This is a genomic window from Hassallia byssoidea VB512170 (genome assembly GCF_000817785.2).
GTDB lineage: Bacteria > Cyanobacteriota > Cyanobacteriia > Cyanobacteriales > Nostocaceae > Hassallia > Hassallia carrinoi.
Window position 1 is genome coordinate 14588 of sequence record NZ_JTCM02000031.1, and the last position, 18385, is coordinate 32972.

The window sequence follows — 18385 nt, forward strand, 5'->3', positions numbered from 1 at the left end:
GATTTATCGCTCAATAAAAGGGCTAAAGCCCTTACTACATTAACTTAATCGCTGACGCAACCACAAAGCAAGTAACGGTAACGCCAATTTATAACCATGTTCAGCATCATAAATTAAACCTTTATGCTGAAGTCCAGTTAAAGCACCTTGCAAACTTCCACCACGAGAAAGACCATGTTTTTGAATGTATTCTCGACGTTGAGGTTTATCAGTCGGATCTATTGCCAAACATTCTAAAAGATGCACTTGATTTGCCGGAAGTAACATCAGTAAAGACTCAAAAGTAATCGATAAATCTTTCAGCAATCCGCTAATTGCTTGTTCTACTTCTTGTTCTGTAATTATCCCATCTGGACAACGCAAAATTTCTAGACGACGAATCAATGCCATTGCATCACCGATGTGTCCTTGCACGGCATTTATGAATAATTGCAATGCTTTGGAACGGAAATCAAATGTTAATTCTTGGGTTTGCAAAATTTCTCTTGTCCATAGTGCCAAAACTTCATTTGCTAAAGGAGCTAATTGCACCGTTTCTAAAGGATAATCAGTTTGGTTACTTGTTTCCGCAATCGTGGCAATTAAAATGTAACTTACTCTATCTTGCCGTTTAATTTCTCGTCGCAGTGTCGCTTCCCATAAATTATTACGATCCCAAGAACGAATGTGAGGGAAACTCTGTAAAATCAAGATTACACGTTGTTCTGAACCTGTAACTAATTGTTGTGGTAACAAAATCAATATTTCAAATGCTTGCCATAGCTGTTTTTGGTTGAGAGAACGCAGCAGCTTAAGTTTACCGTCTTGGGGATGAAAAGCAAAAAGTTCTCTAGCTGTGTTGTCTAACCAAGCGTTAATTTCTGCTGCTTCAAAGCTTTGACTAATCGTCTCAGCCAATAATTGCAAAAATCTTTCACCATCAGTAGCGCGTATACAGTCTACCTCTAAAACGATCGCTTTCACTGCTTTTGCCGCACTTCGCACTAAGGTACGTCGTCCACTTCCAGCTACACCCACAATCAGCAAGTCACCATCTTCAGCCAGCGCATCGACTATCCGCTGAAATTCCGCCGATCGCCCAATCAATTCTAATGAAGTAGACATTACACGCTTTTCGCCTTTATCGAGTCCTCACCGCTAGTGCAAGCATAGACCATTGAAAGGAACTATTGTCTGCATCAAAAAAATTAGTGTTTAAATTTTTATAACACTATTTACTAGTGCTAAAACATATATAACACTCTCAAATATCTACAGTCATGCAAGTAACAACATCTGCGGTAGGGTCATCAGAACAAACCCCAGTTTGCCATTCTTGGGAAATGAAGGAAGCGATCGCTTTATTAGAAACCGATCCAACAACCGGATTGAGTGATGCCGTAGTTAAACAGCGTTTAGCGAAATATGGCGCAAACGAACTTACGGCGAAGAAAAGCAAAGCTTGGTGGTTGAAGTTTCTTTTGCAATTTAACCAGCCTTTACTAATCATCTTGCTGTGTGCGGGATTAGTAAAAGCACTATCTGGCAGCTTTGTGAATGCGGGAGTGATTTGGGGTGTCACCACAACCAATGCAATTATTGGTTTCGTGCAGGAATCAAAAGCCGAAGGAGCGATCGCTGCTTTAGCGAAAGCGATAACTACAGAAACCGTAGTTCTACGCGATGGTGAAAAATTACGCATTCCTTCGCAACAATTAGTTCCTGGGGATGTGGTGCTGCTTACCTCTGGCGATAAAGTCCCAGCAGATTTACGGTTAATTCAAGTCAAAAATCTCCAAATTGATGAATCAGCGCTGACAGGTGAATCTGTAGCGATTGAGAAAATTACCCAACCTTTAAAAACAGACACACCCCTTGCCGAACGAAAAAACATGGCGTATGCAGGTGGTTTCGTCACCTTTGGGCAGGGAATGGGTATTGTAGTTGCGACGGGTAACAATACCGAAACTGGGCGAATTTCGCAGTTAATGGAACAACATACAGATGTTTCTACTCCCTTAACTCGTAAATTCGACAAATTCAGTCAAAATTGGTTGTATATGGTGTTGGGATTAGCAACCCTCACCTTTGTAGTTGGACTGAGTTACAGAAATTTTCAAGATGCTTTAGAAGCAGCCGTCACTTTAACTGTGAGTGCGATTCCTGAAGGTTTACCAGCCGTAGTTACAGTCACACTAGCGATCGGCGTTTCGCGAATGGCAAAGCGACACGCAATTATCCGCAAATTGCCAGCGGTGGAGACTTTAGGAAGTGCAACTGTGATTTGTTCTGATAAAACAGGCACTTTGACGGAAAATCAAATGACGGTGCAAGCAATTTATGCGGGAGGACATCAATATAATTTAACTGGGGTCGGTTATAATCCAGAAGGGGAGATTCTAAGTGATGACATTGTTGACTTAAATCGCCAGCGCGGATTGCAAGAATGTCTGATTGCAGGTTTGTTGTGCAATGACTCGCATTTAGAAAAGAAGAATGGGAAGTGGGTAGTATTGGGAGACCCGACAGAAGGCGCGTTGATTGCATCTGCGGAAAAAGCTGGTTTTAGCCAGTCGATGCTTGCCAAGCAAATGCCCAAACTAGATGCGATTCCTTTTGAGTCAGATTTCCAGTACATGGCGACTTTGCACGTAACTGCAAAGGGAAAGACGATTTACGTCAAAGGTTCGGTGGAAGCGATTCTCCAACGCTGTACCTTGATGCTAAATAGCGATGGACAGACACGTCCGATGGATTGTGTAGAAACCTTACGCCAAACCACGATTGAGCGGGAAGTGAATATTATGGCACGGCAAGGCTTGCGGGTGCTAGCTTTGGCGAAAAAGCCGATGTCAAATGAGCAAACGACGGTGGATCATAATGATATAGAGACAGGATTGATTTTCCTCGGTTTGCAGGGAATGATCGATCCACCGCGTGAAAGTGCGATTAAAGCCGTAGAAGCTTGTCAAAATGCCGGAATTCAGGTAAAGATGATTACAGGCGATCATGCAGTCACAGCACAAGCGATCGCTCGACGCATGGGAATCAATAAAAATGGTTCAGTTCTCGCTTTTAGCGGTGCAGAACTAGCGCAAATGAATCCCACCGAACTTGCACAAGTCGCTGAAGAAGGTGTAGTATTTGCCCGTGTCGCACCCGAACAGAAACTGCGTTTAGTTGAAGCTTTGCAGTCAAAAGGTGAAGTTGTCGCAATGACGGGAGATGGTGTCAACGACGCACCCGCATTAAAACAAGCAGATATCGGCATTGCGATGGGTGGTGCAGGTACGGAAGTCGCCAAAGAAGCAGCAGATATGCTGCTAACTGATGATAATTTCGCTTCCATTGAAGCTGCTATAGAAGAAGGACGGGCAGTTTATAAGAATCTTCTAAAAGCAATTTGCTTTATTCTCCCTGTCAACGGTGGAGAATCGATGACAATTTTACTCAGCACTTTATTATCAAGAGACTTACCGATTTTATCGTTACAAGTTCTCTGGTTAAACATGCTCAATTCCATCACAATGACTGTACCTTTAGCCTTTGAACCTAAAGCAGCAAACGTGATGACACAACCACCACGTCATCCCAACGAACCGTTACTTTCTGGCAGTCGGGTAAAGCGGATTTTAGCAATCTCTTTGTTTAACTGGTTGGTGATTTTCGGAGTATTTGAATATATTCGTCAAACTACGGGAAATATAGATTTAGCTCGAACAATGTCGATAAATTCCTTGATTGCGGGGCGGATTTTTTACATGCTGAGTATTAGTCAATTAGTACCGAATTTAATTGCGAAGATGGATGGAACGATTAAAGAAAATGTTGATATTCCGGCAATTGGATTGGGAATTGTGGGAGCGATCGCTTTGCAAATTGTCTTTTCACATGTGCCTTTGATTAATCAGGTATTTTCAACTGCACCTTTGAGTTTTCAACAGTGGTTGTTCTGTCTTGCCGTGGGTTCACCGATGATTATTTGGGCAACGTTTGTGAATAGGTTAGATCCACCGAATTAAAAAGATTTTATTTGGTATCCTTCTTTTGTTGGTCTATAAGGGTGGCAAGCATAGAGATAACGAACCGCGAAGACGCGAAGGACACAAAGGAATAAGAGGAGCGAGAGGGTTTTTGCATAAGTCCTATAAACATCTTTCTTTCTTCGTGTCCTTCGTGTCTTCGCGGTTCGTTTTTTAAGTTTTATAATTGCAATAGGTCATTACAGGCAAGATATACCGTTAATTATGCTTTTTAATTTGATTAATTTATGCGATCGCCCTGACTTTTGGGACTTTTTATATTTTTATTTTGTCATTGGGATGACAAGTTAAGTCTTCGAAATTGAAAAAATAATTTTGACTTGAGATGATAATCAAAAACGATAAAATCATGATTCGTAAAATGCAAGACGAAACGCACGACTATCAGTTAATGGCAAAATGGCTGACTGATGATAAAGTTTTAGAATTTTACGAAGGAAGAGATAATCCTTTTCCTTTAGAAAGAATTATCGAAGCATACAAACCCCAAGTCATGGGAGATGACCCGGTTATCCCTTGTCTGGTTTATTATGACAAACTACCTATTGGTTATATTCAATATTGCTTGCTTGATGACTTATCGGAAAACGACAGACAAACGTATTGTTTAAATGAAACAAATAATGTTTATGCAATTGACTTGTTTATCGGTGAAACGAATTATTGGAATCAAGGAATTGGTACGAAAATATTATCAACGCTTGTCAACTATCTTTTTGCAGAATTACACGCTGAAAAAATTGTCATCGATCCACATGTGAGGAATACTCGTGCTATCCGCTGCTACGAGAAATGTGGCTTTGAAAAAGTGAAAATTTTGCCCAAACATGAACTACATGAAGGAAAATATCAAGATAGCTGGTTAATGGTCAGAGATAGAAATAAATCATTAAACTAAAAGAACTCCCTCGCTATGCCGACTTAAAGACCGATGACTCAACAACCTGCTAGAATCTGTATACTAGGTGGAGGCTTTGGTGGTCTTCACACTGCCTTACGTTTAAGTCAGTTACCTTGGGCTACGCAAAAACCGGAAATTGTTCTGGTAGATCAAAGCGATCGCTTCCTCTTCTCCCCCCTACTCTACGAACTTCTCACCGGGGAACTACAAACTTGGGAAATTGCCCCACCTTTTGAAGAACTTCTACAAAACACAGGTATACGTTTTTGTCAATCACTCGTATCGGAAATTGACATAGACCAGCAAAGAGTACACTTACAGAATAGTCAGGAAATTCCCTACGATCGCTTAGTTTTAGCGCTGGGTGGAGAAACACCTTTAGATTTAGTTTCGGGTGCTTCATCCCACGCTTACCCCTTCCGCAGCGTTGCTGATGCGTATAATCTAGAAGAACGTCTGCGCGTTTTAGAAGAATCACCAGCAGACAAAATCCGCGTCGCAATTGTTGGTGGTGGTTACAGTGGTGTAGAGTTAGCTTGCAAACTTGCAGACAGGTTAGGTGAAAGAGGACGCTTTCGTTTAGTTGAACTCAGCGATCAAATTTTGCGAACTTCCCCAGAATATAACCGCGAAGCTGCACGCAAAGCTTTAGAAGCGCGAGGTGTTTTTATTGATTTAGAAACCAAAGTTGAATCAATTACTCAAGATAGCATTTCCCTAGATTATAAAAATCAGGTTGATACAATTCCCGTAGATTTGGTAATCTGGACAGTGGGAACGCGAGTTAGTCCGGTAGTGAAAAATCTTCCCCTGAAGCAAAATCAGCGCGGTCAAATTACCACTACACCAACACTGCAAGTAATTGACCATCCAGAAATCTTTGCTTTAGGAGACTTAGCAGACTCTCATGATATCGAAGGTCAGCAAGTCCCCGCAACCGCCCAAGCTGCTTTTCAACAAGCTGATTATACCGCATGGAATATCTGGGCAACTTTAAGCGATCGCCCTTTACTTCCCTTCCGCTACCAGCAGTTAGGGGAAATGATGACACTAGGGATAGACAACGCTACCCTCACCGGTTTAGGAGTTAAATTAGATGGTTCTTTGGCAGCGATCGCTCGTCGTCTAGCTTACCTCTATCGGATGCCAACTTTAGATCATCAGCTAAAAGTTGGTTTTAACTGGTTAGCCCGTCCTATCATCGAAGCACTTTCGTCGTAGAGACTTTCATGTGATAGAATTAGCAGTTCACACATATTGTAGAGACGTTCGGTCCAGAACGTCTCTACGACGGTTGCTGCATCACTATGGAACGACCTAAAGTTATTTTTTTAGATGCTGTTGGTACACTCTTCGGAGTCAAAGGCAGTGTGGGTGAAATTTATAGTCAGATAGCGCAGGAATTTGGTGTCCAAGTTCCCCCCGATACTTTAAATAAAGCATTTATCCAAAGCTTTAAAGCAGCTTCACCACCTATATTTCCCGGTGCAGAACAACAAGATATCCCCCAGCGCGAGTTTGATTGGTGGTTGCAAATAGCTTGTCACACATTTGAACGCGCAGGTGTTCTTGCACAATTTTCTGACTTTTCAGCTTTTTTTAGCGAACTTTATATTCACTTTGGTACAGCCGATCCCTGGTTTGTTTATCCTGATGTTTTAGCATCATTAATAAATTGGAAAGGGTTGGGAATTCAACTAGGGATAATTTCTAATTTCGATTCTCGTCTTTATTCAGTATTGCAAGATTTGCAACTAAGAGAGTTTTTTAGTTCGATTACAATATCCACCCAAGTAGGTGCAGCTAAACCCGATCGCCAAATTTTTCTTACCGCTTTAGAAAAACATAACTGTCCACCTGAATTAGCATGGCACATCGGCGACAGCATTAAAGAAGATTATCACGGTGCCAAAGCAGTTGGACTCAGAGGTATTTGGATTAATCGGAATGGGAAGAGTTAGTGGTTAGTGGATAGTGGTTAGTGGATAGTGGTTAGTGGATAGTGGGAATTTGAAGAGGGGAAAAGGGCAAAGGGGAAATGCCCAATGCCCAATACCCACTATCAACCAACAACCAACAACTATCAACCAACAACTTGCAAAACTTGCACTTCCTCGCCAGGAGAAATTAAGGTTTTACCCACAGGTAAAATAGCTAAAGCATTGGTTTGCGCTAAATTTATTAAGTTTCCCGAACTGTGACTACCACCAGCTACATGAAAGTGGTAAAATCCATCAATTAAATGCAACTTACCCCAAAGGTAAGTTTCTCGCTTGCCATCCGATCGCAATTCATGATGCGATCGCACTTTCACAAAACTTAGCCAATTGTCTGCAAGTCCTGACATCTTTCTCATAGCCGGTTGCACAAACCGCCAAAATGTCACCAAAACCGCAGCCGGATTTCCTGGTAAACCAAAATATAAACAGGAATTCTGATTTGGGAAAGTAGCGAAAGTAAGCGGTTTACCTGGTTTCATTCCCACAGATCGAATGTGAATTTTTGCGCTTAAGGATTCGAGAATTTGCTCAACGTAGTCATAATCTCCCACCGAAACCCCACCAGAAGAGATAATTATATCGGCGTTAGCTATGGCGTATGTAATCGTTTGTTTTAAAACTTCTGGATCGTCCTTAACAATTCCTAACATTAACACTTCTGCCCCGGTTTGCCTAATTAAAGAGGCGATCGCATACTGATTGGAATCCACAATTTGTCCGGGTTGCAGCGGTTTGTCAGGCGTTACCAATTCATTACCTGTCGAAAATATAGCTACACGCAATTTGCGGTAAACACGTAATTGGGTACATTGAGCAGCAGCTAAAACGGCAATTTCCGGCGCATTCAAGACAATGCCGGCGGGTAGTAATTCTGTCCCAGCTTGATAATAAGATGCTTTATGTCGGACAAATTCTTGCGCCTTGGGTGCAGTCAGGATAAAAACGCGGTTATCTTCCAAGCGAGTTTTTTCCTGCATAACTACCGTATCCGCATCTGCCGGCATGACCGCACCGGTGAAAATTCGCGCAGCTTGCCCCAGCTTAATTGTACACTGAGGCTGATACCCGGCGGGAATTTCTTCAACAATTTCCAAAACCGCTGGTGCTTCCTCGCTAGAATGCTGCACATCTTCATAACGCACAGCGTAACCATCCATCGCCGAATTATCCCAATGGGGAAAATCTAACTTACTTACGACAGGTGAAGCCAGAATGCGATTATCTGCAAGTAAATCGACAACTTCTGTATCCTGCTGATTGTGCAGCGGTTGCACCAAATTTAAAATAATTGCTTCTGCATCACTGACTGACAACATGGCGATCCTGACTTTTACAGAGTTAGAAACAGTAATGAAGCGTTTCCGGGATTATTTGTCATTGGACTCCGATATATTTATGTGTTTGCAAAGAAAGCCTGTAGTGAGGTTTTTGTTGTAGCAATTGTAAAATTAGAGGTAGGGTTTTTGCTGAATTGTTCCATTCTGGTTGCAAGTAAACAGGCAGGTTAGATTGAGCAGATAGATGTTCTTGGTAGAAGTCAACTTCTGTTCCAGTTTCTATCACTATCTTCACTTCATTTATCCGGCTCCAAAACTGCTTTTGGACTGGGTATTTAGGGTTAACGTGTTCCTTGGGAGATAAAGTAATCCAAGCCGCAGGAGAGATTTCTTGCCAAAAAGCTCCAGAGGTTTCAATACTGACTTCCTTGCCTGCTGCCAAGAGAGCTTGCACTAAGTCAGGTAAATGCTTGTGAATGAATGGCTCTCCACCAGTGATTACGACTCTGGGAGATTTTAGCTCCGCTAAAAGTTCCTGGATAAAGCGTTCCTTTCGCGGTAATTTGGCACCACCATCAGCATAACCAGTGTCGCACCAAGGGCAGCCCACCGGACACCCAGATAAGCGAATAAAGTCTACCAAAGAACCAGTCCAGTATCCTTCACCTTGAACTGTACTCTGAAAAGTTTCGTGAATTGGTAGCTTGATATCTAACATTAGTACAATTGTTGATGCAGTTCGGCGATTTAATTAAACTCTGGGTAAAATCCCAGTTAAAAATTCACTAAAAAAACATAACATGGATTTCGCATCAATTCACAACCAAGTATAATAACCCTTTTAGTTTTATATATTACAGTGAAAAGATACGTGTCTTATTAAAACAGGACTTAGCATACTGCCAAGAAATAAATGCCCAGCCGTCAAACCTAGATCCTCGATACCCACGAATAATTTCAATACACGGCTGGGCATTTATTTTTATGGATCACTCTTACGCACAAAATAGAAAAGCAGCATTTACTGAAAAGCAAATTGGGCAAGTTATACAATCCTTCTGCAACCGAGTTATGGTAGTCGAGGTAAATCGTGACATACTTATGAGCGCGTCTAGTTTACGAACTCGATACGGCTTTTCATTTTGGGATAATTTGATTGTGAAGAGTGCGTTATCTGTGAATGCCAATATTCTCTACTCAGAAGACATGCAAGACAACTTAGTCATTGAACAACGACTCACAACGTCAATCCCCTAAACTAAGGGGAGTTCCTTAAAATTGAGATAGAGGAAAAACACGCACACCATCTCCCAACCCTTATATAAATATTTATTTTTATGACTATCGACCGAGTACCCCAAAAACATTATCCCAAAGTTGACATCGGGCGACGCGGTATGGCATTGGGAATCGATTTCCTTGGTGTCTGGTTACTCAGTTCGGTATTCGGTAGCGGTGAAATTGGCATTCAAGTTGTGCAAATACTAGTTTTTGCGATCGCTTGGGCAATAACGCGAGTGGTGGTAGTGTACAACAATCAGGGGCAGAGTCTAGGACGTTGGGCTTTCGACATGAAGCTGCTAGAAGTCCAAGATGGACAAGTAGTAGGCAGAATTCCAGATTTGCAGTCTCTTCTCAAAAGAGAAGCTATAATCTGTTTTGGTGCGCTTTTAATATCAATTGCCCTCGGCAACATTATTAGAAACCCGACTGCTATAGTGCTAGTGATTCCTCTGGCAATAGACTGTGGGGCTGCGTTATCAGATACCCAGATGCGGCAGGCTTTGCACGATCGCGTATCTGGTACTATGATAGTTTCGTCGCGTCGAGGCTATTCGCTGGATATAAAAATCAAGCGATTAGTTGAAAAGACACGACGTAATGTGAGAAAATAGTTATTTGTGTTAATTCTCTTCAGGCTTTACTGTTTGTAAGATTATGGCTAAAAGTAAAGGTGCTCGCATAATTGTGACACTAGAGTGTACCGAGTGTCGGTCAAATCCAGATAAGCGTTCTGCTGGTGTTTCACGTTATACCAGCACTAAGAACCGTCGCAACACAACCAATCGGCTAGAACTGAGCAAGTTCTGCACCCACTGCAACAAACATACCGTTCACAAGGAAATCAAGTAAAACATGAGTTATTTTCGCCGTCGTCTGTCTCCGATTAAGCCTGGAGAACCAATCGATTATAAAGATGTCGATTTATTGCGTAAATTCGTCACCGAAAGAGGTAAAATACTTCCACGTAGAATTACCGGACTGACTTCTCAGCAACAGCGAGAGTTAACATTAGCGATCAAACGCTCCCGGATTGTGGCATTGATGCCTTTTATCAATGCAGAAGGCTAAAAAGAGTTATGAGTTATGAGTTATGAGTTATGAGTTAAAAACTCCTCACTCCTAACTTTTCACTCCTAACTTTTTTCCGAACTCTTAACTATTTAAATTATTCACTAATAAGATGCGATTGTGGAGAAGGGGACGCTAGTTGAATTTAGAGTTCAAGGCGATCGCCGTCTGGGTGTAGTAGAAAAACCAGACGGCAAAACCCGTTGGTTTGTGGTAGATGAACGTAGTCAGTCACACAGCCTCGCGCCAAGACAAATCACTTACACTGTTAGCGGGCAAACCTACAAGCCCACAGAAATTAAAAGCTTTCAAGAACAAGTTAAGGATTATTTAGATCCATCAAGCTTGGAGATCGCTTGGGAATTACTGGTTGAGGATGGAGAAACAGTCACTCCTAAAGAATTGGCGAATTTGCTGTTTTCCGATTCAGATGCGACTTTGTGTTACGCGGCTCATTGCTTGTTATCAGATGATAAAATGTATTTCAAGCAAAAGGGAGAAGCTTACGAACCTAGAAGCGCTGCGGCTGTTGCAGAACGCAAACACCAGCTAGAAGTAGAAGCACTCAGAGCAAAGGGACAGCAGGAATTTTTAGATCGTGTAGAACAAGCGCTCAAAGGTGAATCGGTAGAGTGGGGGCGGCACGATCGCCATAGAATAGAAGCAGTAGAAAAATATGCGGCTCTACTTGCGGATATCGTGCGTGGGGGTGTAAATTATGACACAGTGGCTCGCGCATATCCCCCCCCGGCTCCAGTATTGGAAACCATGACGATGCTAGGGCGTCCTGCCACCCCCCAAGGAGCCTTTCAACTATTGATTGATTTGGGTTGGTGGAGTCCTCATGAGAACTTATTCCTACGTCGATCGTCAATTCAGGTTCAGTTTCCTAGCAAGGTATTAGAAGTGGCGCAACAGCGTTTGGATTTTCCGCCGGCTGACTTAGATAGCGATCGCCTGGATCTCACACATTTGAAAGTCTACACAATTGATGATGAAAGCACCACTGAAATAGACGATGGTCTGAGTTGGGAAAGACTTTCAGATGGACGAGAACGCTGGTGGGTACATATCGCCGATCCCACACGCTGGTTAGAGCCAGAAGATGAATTAGACCTAGAAGCCAGAAAGCGCGGTAGTACAGTTTATCTGCCTACGGGAATGATTCCCATGTTCCCAGAGTTATTAGCAACCGGACCCATGAGCTTAATTCAGGGTAAGGTGTGTTGCGCTCTCAGCTTTGGGATAATTTTAAATCAAGCTGGGGGAGTAGAAGATTATAGCATACATGCGAGTTTAATTAAACCCACCTATCGGCTGACTTACGAAGATGTCGATGAAATGCTTGAATTGGGCGCAGAACCAGAAATCGAAGCGATCGCCAACGGAGCAACAAGACGCAAACAATGGCGCTATGCTCAAGGAGCAATCAGCATCAACATGCCGGAAGCGATGATTAAAGTCAAAAATGACGAAATCAGCATCGACATATTAGATGATTCCAAATCGCGCCAACTCGTAGCCGAAATGATGATTCTTGCCGGTGAAGTTGCGGCTCACTACGGTAAAACTAATAACATTCCCCTGCCTTTTCGCGGTCAGCCACAGCCAGAATTGCCCCCCGAACAAGAATTGCTACTGCTACCAGCCGGATTTGTCCGCGCTTGCGCTATGCGTCGCTGTATGCCCAAAAGTGAAATGAGCATCAACCCGTTGCGTCATGCCGGTTTGGGATTAGATACCTACACTCAAGCGACTTCCCCGATCCGTCGTTACAGCGACTTACTCACGCACTTTCAGCTGAAGGCACACCTGCGCGGTGAAGTTCTGCCCTTCACAGCAGATCAACTCAAAGAAGTGATGATGACAGTGACTGCCATCACTCAAGAATTAACGATGGTGGAAAGGCAAACTAATAGATATTGGGCTTTAGAGTATTTGCGGCGTCATCCGCAGCAAGTTTGGCAAGTTACCGTTTTGATGTGGTTGAGAGAAGATAGCAATTTAGCATTAATTCTTTTAGAAGATTTAGGCTTGCAATTGCCCATGTCTTTCAAGCGATCAGTAAATTTAGGCGAACAGATATTAGTGAAAGTGAGCCACGCCGATCCGCAAAAAGACGTAATTCAGTTTCAGGAAATAATTTATCAAGAAGCGCAATCAGCAGCGAATTAAGATGAGTAAACGAAAGCACATTACTCGTAGTAAGCGTTTCAACGCTTAGGAAGGGCACTTAAGTGCCCACTACAGTCATAAAGGTAATAGGTAAATTTTATTTGTTGACAATTAACAACTAATGACTAAAGTGCTAATTTTTGACACCACCATGCGTGATGGAGAACTTACCCCTGGTGTCAAAATGAATTTGCAACAAAAAATCAGCATTTCCCAACTGTTGGAAAACATGGGAATAGATATTATTGAAGTTGGTTATCCAGGGAGTTATCAAAAAGATTTTGAGGAAGTTTTGCAGATTTCTCAAATCATTAAAAACTCTATTATTTGCGGATTAGCAAGCGCAAATGAAGATGAAATAATCACTCTTGCTGAAGCGATTAAAACAGCAAAACAAGGCAGAATTCATACTTATAGTTTGGTAAATATTAAGAATCAATCTATCAGTGCACAAGTATTAGCAACAATTAAAGATAGTGTATCTCTGGCACGAAATTACTGCGATGACATCGAATGGAGCGCGTTTGATGCTTTAAGAAGTGAGCCGGATTTTTTGTGTCAAGCTATTGAAACTGCAATCAAGAGTGGTGCTACCACAATTAATATTCCTGATAGTTTAGGTTTGGCATCACCATCAGAATTTTCGCAACTTCTGCAAATGATTTTTAATCGCGTGCCAAATATTGATCAAGCTGTGGTTTCAGTTCACTGTCATGATGATTTAGGCTTGGCAGTGAATAATTCCCTGATTGCCTTAAATTGTGGCGTCAGGCAAATTGAATGTGCAATTAATGGTTTGGGTGCGAGAAAGGGAAATGCAGATTTAGAAGATGTTGTGACGGGGGTTTTACAACAGGGGAATTATCAAGTTGATATTAACACTAAATTAATGAGTAAAGCCTCAGAGTTAGTTGCTGAAATCTCTGGATTGAAAAGGCAAATAAAGAGGTAATTGTATAAGATGCCCTCACCCTAGAAGGGCAGTGGGGCTATACGAACGAAGCTAGACGAGCGCAGGCTTTAGTGTTAATACTCCATAAAGGGAGCGATAGAATCTCAAAAAGTAAGTATTAATACAGTTGTAGATTAATTAATACGTAATACATATTGGAGTTAATTGTGGTTAAAAAAAACACAAAATAACTCTGCAAATAAAAAAGGAATTCTGAATATGAGGAATACAGGAGCCGCTTACCTTCTTTGGTTCACTGTTATTTTTGGATTTGCTGGAATCCACCGCTTCTATACTGGTAAGTATTTTAGTGGAGTTGTGTGGTTGTTTACATTTGGGTTATTTGGGATTGGTCAGCTTATAGATTTGGCTCTCATACCAGGAATGGTTGAGGATAAAAATCTAAAATATAAAATGCTTTATGGGAGTCCTAATCAGAATAATATCTCAAATACTCAACAAGTTGTCATTAACGTAGCTGACCACATTGCTCCAAAAGTCAGCGATAACAAGTCAATCGCTGCCAAGTCTGATATTCAGATAATTCTACAATTAGCTAAAGACAATGGTGGGGATATATCTGTTACAGATTGCGTGATAGCTACTGGAAAACCTATTCCAGAAATTAAGAAGACTCTTGAAAGTTTATGTGCCGAAGGTTTGCTAGAAATAGGCAATCATCAGAGTACTGGTGCAATAACTTATAAAATTGTTTAGAGAGTTTTCTGATTTACCTGAACGAGCAAATGCTGTTAGCAGTTATTTAGCATCGATTTTCTTCTGTCTACTTAATACTGATTTTGCCCTGAAATTGGCTTGATTCAATAGCAGGGCTATTTAATTGAAATGTGTAGCAGATTAAAGAGCGATCGCCTGCTTTATTCTCATCTAATTCTTCGTTCTTGAGACACCAAACTTATTCTATTTATCAGACAAGAGGGTTAGCTATACTTATTAGCGCCCTCTTGAAGCAAGGTAAATCTGGTAAAATAATTTAACCAGCGCCTGTAATTTAACATTTCCGCCCTTTGACGAGTATTGGCACTTTATGGAAGGGAGACTCGCCACAAAGAACGTTTTAATTGGGTAATGAAGAGATGCTGGTTTTATTTCCCAAAAGCACTTATTTACCTTTTCCTTCTTACCTAATAGCGAGAACGTTGTCTGCGACGTTGCTTGTGTCTTGCAATTGCTTTACGCTTTTCTTTTTCTAATGGCGTCTCAAAGTGACGCTTCTTTCGCATATCTTGGAAAATTCCTGCTTTAGAAACTTCGCGCTTAAATCTTCGCAAAGCTGATTCAATTCCTTCGTTTTCTCCTAAGACTACTTGCGTCATGCTTATTCCTCCTATATATGAATCAATAGTTGCAAGTTATAGCACAAATAAAATATTCCAGCAGAGTCAAGCATTTGCCTTTATCTGCTGGAGACTCTAAAATTTTAAATTTTTAACCTAATAGCTTAATAACGGCGATTACCACCACGGGTATTATTTCCCCAACTACCACCACCACCACGGGGTCTGTCTTCCTTGGGTTTAGCCTTGTTGACTTTGAGATCGCGTCCCATCCATTCGGCGCCATCGAGTGCTTCAATTGCGGCTGTCTCTTGTGCCTCTGTTTGCATTTCTACGAATGCAAAGCCACGAGGACGACCGGTTTCGCGATCTGTGGGTAACTGAACTCGATTAACAGTTCCGTATTCTGCAAAGGCAAGCTTAAGATCTTCTTCAGTTACCTGATAGGATAAGTTACCTACGTAAATTGACATTTGGCTGTCTCCCAAACCAGAGAATGTAGAGAGTTAGATTCGGAGAGACCTTTTAAAACTTTAAAACGAATTCCCAACCGAAAATAATCCTTATATGCACTACTATAACACAAAGTTCAATATAGACATTGTTTGTAAACTTTGTATAAAGATGAAAAAGACCTAGACCCTTACTTGGGTGAAAGCCGCTTACTGTATGATTTTGGAGCATGTAGTAAACATGGCTTATTGTCTTTATTTTCAGAGGAAAAAGCGATCGCATCAAACCAAAATATCACTAATTATTACCTGGTTATCAGTGAATTTACTTTCTCAAGTTTCTGGCTTCCACTCATCAGTATTCTTATCATTTAGATAAATCATAAAATAGTTTTTACAAAAATTGCTTGCTAATAATAGCAATTTCTAAAAGCCCGTCTTGAATGTATGCGATCGCACTTATATATTTTTCCCTTGAACTTTAACAAAAAAAACAAAAATGCATTTTTCCAACTAATTAAGAGACAATATAAGTCTGAAAATTAAAGCACGATTGCAATATGCGATCAACCATGAACTCATTCACACATAAAGAAATTCGTCAACTGTGTCGTCAAGGTAAATTTCAAAGTCCCACTCCTGGCTTTGCGTCTGGATATGTGCAAGCTAATTTAGTCGTTTTACCAAAGTCTGTCGCATTTGACTTTCTGCTGTTTTGTCACCGCAACCCCAAACCTTGTCCTTTACTGGATGTGACTGAGGTTGGCGATGCCGAACCGCGAATGGTTGCACCTGGATCTGATTTGAGAACTGATTTACCTCGCTACTGTGTTTTTCGTCACGGTGAATTAATAGAGGAAGTTACGGATATTAAACAATTGTGGCGTGATGATTTTGTCGCGTTTTTGATTGGCTGTTCGTTCTCTTTTGAAACCGCGTTGCTGAGTGCTGGTGTACCGGTTAGACATATTGAGGAAAAGAAAAATGTGCCGATGTATAAGACTAACCTTTCTTGCATGTCTGCCGGCGTTTTTTCTAGTCCGTTAGTGGTTTCGATGCGTCCTTTGTTACCTGCCGATGCAATTCGCGCTGTAGACATTATGAGTCGTTTTCCCAAATCTCATGGTGCGCCGGTGCATTTGGGAGATGAAAGCGCGATCGCTCGCCGAACATTCATCACCTCATGTCGCAATTATCACCGGCTTTTTCATGCCTTATGGAAATCCACCCGCTGCTGAAACTGATGGTCCGATAGGTTGCGCTCAATTGGCTGCGGGACTGCATCGCGTTGGAATTCCTGTGAGAATTGTCACAGATTCTATGTGCTTTCATGCAGTAAAAGTTGCCGTTTTTGCTGCTGGAGTTCCGGCGAATGTTCCTTTTGATATTGTACCTGTTGCAGATAACTCAAATGATGCGATCGCTTCCATTTTAAATTTCTGGTCATCTCTAGAAAAGCCTGTTTATCATATAATTTCGATTGAAAGAGCGGGTCTTGCTGACGATGGAATTATCCGCAATATGAAAGGACAAGATATAACGGATCATACTGCTTTTTTGCATCTTTTATTTAATAATCCAAAATTTATCTCTATCGGAATTGGAGATGGTGGTAATGAAATAGGGATGGGAAATATTTCCAGAGAAGTTATCAAGGAAAATATTCGTTATGGAGAACGAATTGCTTGCGTAACAAGTTGCAATTATCTGATTGTTTGTGGTGTTTCTAATTGGGGTGCAACTGCTTTGTTAGGGGCTATTTCTTTATTGCGTCCGGAATGGAAAGCGGGAATTTTTGAGGGATTAAATCCAGATGTTGAGTTTCACATTTTAGAAACAATTGTAAATGCAGGTTTAGCTGTAGATGGAATTACGGGTGTGCAAAGTTTAACTGTTGATAATTTATTTTGGGATTTTCATGCTCAAGTTTTGCAAATGATGATTGAAATAATATGAAACGTTCGCCCTTGGCGTTGCCGCAGGCTACCGCTCCAGACGCAGAGAGCGCAGAGGAAAGAGAAGAAGAGGGTTATTAGGAGTGAATATATTGAGTTTTAAAAGCTGGATAAATCAATTTTTAAATTTATCAAATTCTCCTAAAATAGCTTCAGCTTGTTGGCAAAGTTCTTCATGAAATTGACCGTTGCTTGCTAGTAAACCACCCCATTGATTAATATCACCTGTGTTATATTGCAATGGTGTACCGTCGAAGTGGGTGTACTTTCCACCAGCTTCTGTGAGAATCAATTCTGGGGCAGCTATATCCCAATCTTTGGGTGCAGATTTTCCCGAAAGGGAAATATAAACATCTGCGTTTTGTTCAACGATGGTAGCGATTTTGCAACCGACACTACCAACAGCTTTCTGATTAGCAAAGGGCAGTTTTTGCAGCAGATAATCTAATCTTTGATTGCGGTGACTGCGACTGACTACTACAGTTAAATCTTGGATGTTTTCGCGTGATGAAACTTGTATTTTTTTACTTTGACGTTGGCGTGTTTCTACAAATGCACCGCTACCTTTTATTGCATAATACAATTTTTCTGCTTCCGGCACAGCTACTACTGCTAAAATTGGGCGTTTTTCTTTCACCAAAGCGATGTGAACTGCATATTCACCAGTTTTTTGGATAAAATCTCGCGTACCATCTAAAGGATCGATTATCCATACTAATTCTTGAGTCAGCGCTGCTTGTACTTTATAAGTTTCTTCGCTAATATAACCAAAATCTTCATTACCCAAACTCGCTTGTAGCTTCTCTAAAATGTATTGACTCACAGCTACATCTGCAACAGTTACAGGCTCATTTTGCTTATATTGCACTTCTAAATCGAAGTTTTTTGCAGTTCCGTGGTAATAAGATTGTAGTATATCGGCTGCCCCCCAACCAACAGAACAAGCGATCGCTAATATTTCTTGTATGTCTTTCATTTATTTCTCTTTTATAAATAATCAC

19 protein-coding genes are annotated in these 18385 nt (G+C 41.3%); 13 read left to right on the forward strand and 6 right to left on the reverse strand.

Going from position 1 to position 18385, the window contains the following annotated elements:
- Positions 1–39: 39 nt before the first annotated feature.
- Positions 40–1104 (reverse strand): AAA family ATPase, encoded by a 1065-nt coding sequence (locus PI95_RS15520; protein ID WP_039739741.1) that lies wholly within the window; start codon positions 1102–1104, stop codon positions 40–42.
- A gap of 155 nt (positions 1105–1259) precedes the next feature.
- On the opposite strand from PI95_RS15520, the gene PI95_RS15525 reads away from it, so the two are divergent.
- The 4 genes from PI95_RS15525 to PI95_RS15540 all read left to right on the forward strand — a co-directional run bounded on the left by PI95_RS15525 (position 1260) and on the right by PI95_RS15540 (position 6884).
- Positions 1260–4001 carry a cation-transporting P-type ATPase gene (locus tag PI95_RS15525; RefSeq protein ID WP_039739738.1) on the forward strand — a complete coding sequence of 914 codons (2742 nt, stop codon included), beginning with the start codon at positions 1260–1262 and terminating at the stop codon, positions 3999–4001.
- A 346-nt stretch (positions 4002–4347) separates the two neighbouring features.
- Positions 4348–4920: a GNAT family N-acetyltransferase gene (locus PI95_RS15530; RefSeq protein ID WP_039739737.1), complete on the forward strand. Its 573-nt coding sequence runs from the start codon at positions 4348–4350 to the stop codon at positions 4918–4920.
- Between the two features lie 33 nt (positions 4921–4953).
- A complete protein-coding gene (locus PI95_RS15535) occupies positions 4954–6144 on the forward strand; it encodes an NAD(P)/FAD-dependent oxidoreductase (protein WP_039739736.1) in 1191 nt (396 codons plus the stop codon).
- Positions 6145–6230: 86 nt separating this feature from the next.
- A complete protein-coding gene (locus PI95_RS15540; RefSeq protein ID WP_039739729.1) occupies positions 6231–6884 on the forward strand; it encodes an HAD-IA family hydrolase in 654 nt (217 codons plus the stop codon).
- Positions 6885–7006: 122 nt separating this feature from the next.
- Here PI95_RS15540 and PI95_RS15545 read toward each other — a convergent pair whose 3' ends face one another.
- Positions 7007–8239: a molybdopterin molybdotransferase MoeA gene (locus tag PI95_RS15545; RefSeq protein ID WP_039739726.1), complete on the reverse strand. Its 1233-nt coding sequence runs from the start codon at positions 8237–8239 to the stop codon at positions 7007–7009.
- A gap of 58 nt (positions 8240–8297) precedes the next feature.
- Positions 8298–8918: a 7-carboxy-7-deazaguanine synthase QueE gene (locus PI95_RS15550; RefSeq protein WP_039739721.1), complete on the reverse strand. Its 621-nt coding sequence runs from the start codon at positions 8916–8918 to the stop codon at positions 8298–8300.
- Positions 8919–9184: 266 nt separating this feature from the next.
- Between PI95_RS15550 and PI95_RS15555 the strand changes: the two genes are divergently transcribed.
- The 7 genes from PI95_RS15555 (at position 9185) to PI95_RS15585 (ending at position 14396) form a co-directional block, all read left to right on the forward strand.
- Complete coding sequence (locus PI95_RS15555; RefSeq protein WP_201280462.1) at positions 9185–9457, forward strand: PIN domain-containing protein; 273 nt, start codon at positions 9185–9187, stop codon at positions 9455–9457.
- An 80-nt stretch (positions 9458–9537) separates the two neighbouring features.
- Entirely contained in the window at positions 9538–10095 is a 558-nt protein-coding gene (locus PI95_RS15560) for an RDD family protein (protein WP_039739718.1), read from the forward strand.
- 43 nt (positions 10096–10138) lie between these two features.
- Entirely contained in the window at positions 10139–10333 is a 195-nt protein-coding gene (gene rpmG, locus PI95_RS15565; RefSeq protein WP_163518923.1) for a 50S ribosomal protein L33, read from the forward strand.
- Between the two features lie 3 nt (positions 10334–10336).
- Complete coding sequence (rpsR, locus tag PI95_RS15570; protein WP_029634024.1) at positions 10337–10552, forward strand: 30S ribosomal protein S18; 216 nt, start codon at positions 10337–10339, stop codon at positions 10550–10552.
- Positions 10553–10672: 120 nt separating this feature from the next.
- Complete coding sequence (locus tag PI95_RS15575; RefSeq protein ID WP_039739713.1) at positions 10673–12727, forward strand: RNB domain-containing ribonuclease; 2055 nt, start codon at positions 10673–10675, stop codon at positions 12725–12727.
- Positions 12728–12848: 121 nt separating this feature from the next.
- Positions 12849–13679, forward strand: a complete 831-nt coding sequence (locus tag PI95_RS15580) for a hydroxymethylglutaryl-CoA lyase-like TIM-barrel protein (protein WP_039739711.1) — start codon at positions 12849–12851, stop codon at positions 13677–13679.
- 219 nt (positions 13680–13898) lie between these two features.
- The gene (locus PI95_RS15585; RefSeq protein WP_039739706.1) at positions 13899–14396 is read left to right on the forward strand and encodes an NINE protein; all 498 of its coding nucleotides are present in this window, start codon (positions 13899–13901) and stop codon (positions 14394–14396) included.
- Positions 14397–14824: 428 nt separating this feature from the next.
- On the opposite strand, the gene rpsU is transcribed toward PI95_RS15585, so the two are convergent.
- Both rpsU and rbp read right to left on the reverse strand, forming a co-directional pair.
- Complete coding sequence (rpsU, locus tag PI95_RS15590) at positions 14825–15016, reverse strand: 30S ribosomal protein S21 (RefSeq protein WP_039739703.1); 192 nt, start codon at positions 15014–15016, stop codon at positions 14825–14827.
- Positions 15017–15141: 125 nt separating this feature from the next.
- Entirely contained in the window at positions 15142–15450 is a 309-nt protein-coding gene (gene rbp, locus PI95_RS15595) for an RNA-binding regulator (RefSeq protein ID WP_039739700.1), read from the reverse strand.
- Positions 15451–16001: 551 nt separating this feature from the next.
- On the opposite strand from rbp, the gene PI95_RS15600 reads away from it, so the two are divergent.
- Together PI95_RS15600 and PI95_RS15605 are read left to right on the forward strand one after the other, a co-directional pair.
- Positions 16002–16667: a putative hydro-lyase gene (locus PI95_RS15600; RefSeq protein ID WP_163518924.1), complete on the forward strand. Its 666-nt coding sequence runs from the start codon at positions 16002–16004 to the stop codon at positions 16665–16667.
- Entirely contained in the window at positions 16576–17385 is an 810-nt protein-coding gene (locus tag PI95_RS15605) for a DUF4392 domain-containing protein (RefSeq protein WP_163518925.1), read from the forward strand. The genes PI95_RS15600 and PI95_RS15605 overlap by 92 nt, the downstream gene beginning before the upstream one ends.
- 114 nt (positions 17386–17499) lie before the next feature.
- Here PI95_RS15605 and PI95_RS15610 read toward each other — a convergent pair whose 3' ends face one another.
- On the reverse strand, positions 17500–18360 hold the full coding sequence (locus PI95_RS15610) for a 3'(2'),5'-bisphosphate nucleotidase CysQ family protein (protein ID WP_039739697.1): 861 nt from the start codon (positions 18358–18360) through the stop codon (positions 17500–17502).
- Positions 18361–18385 lie beyond the last annotated feature (25 nt).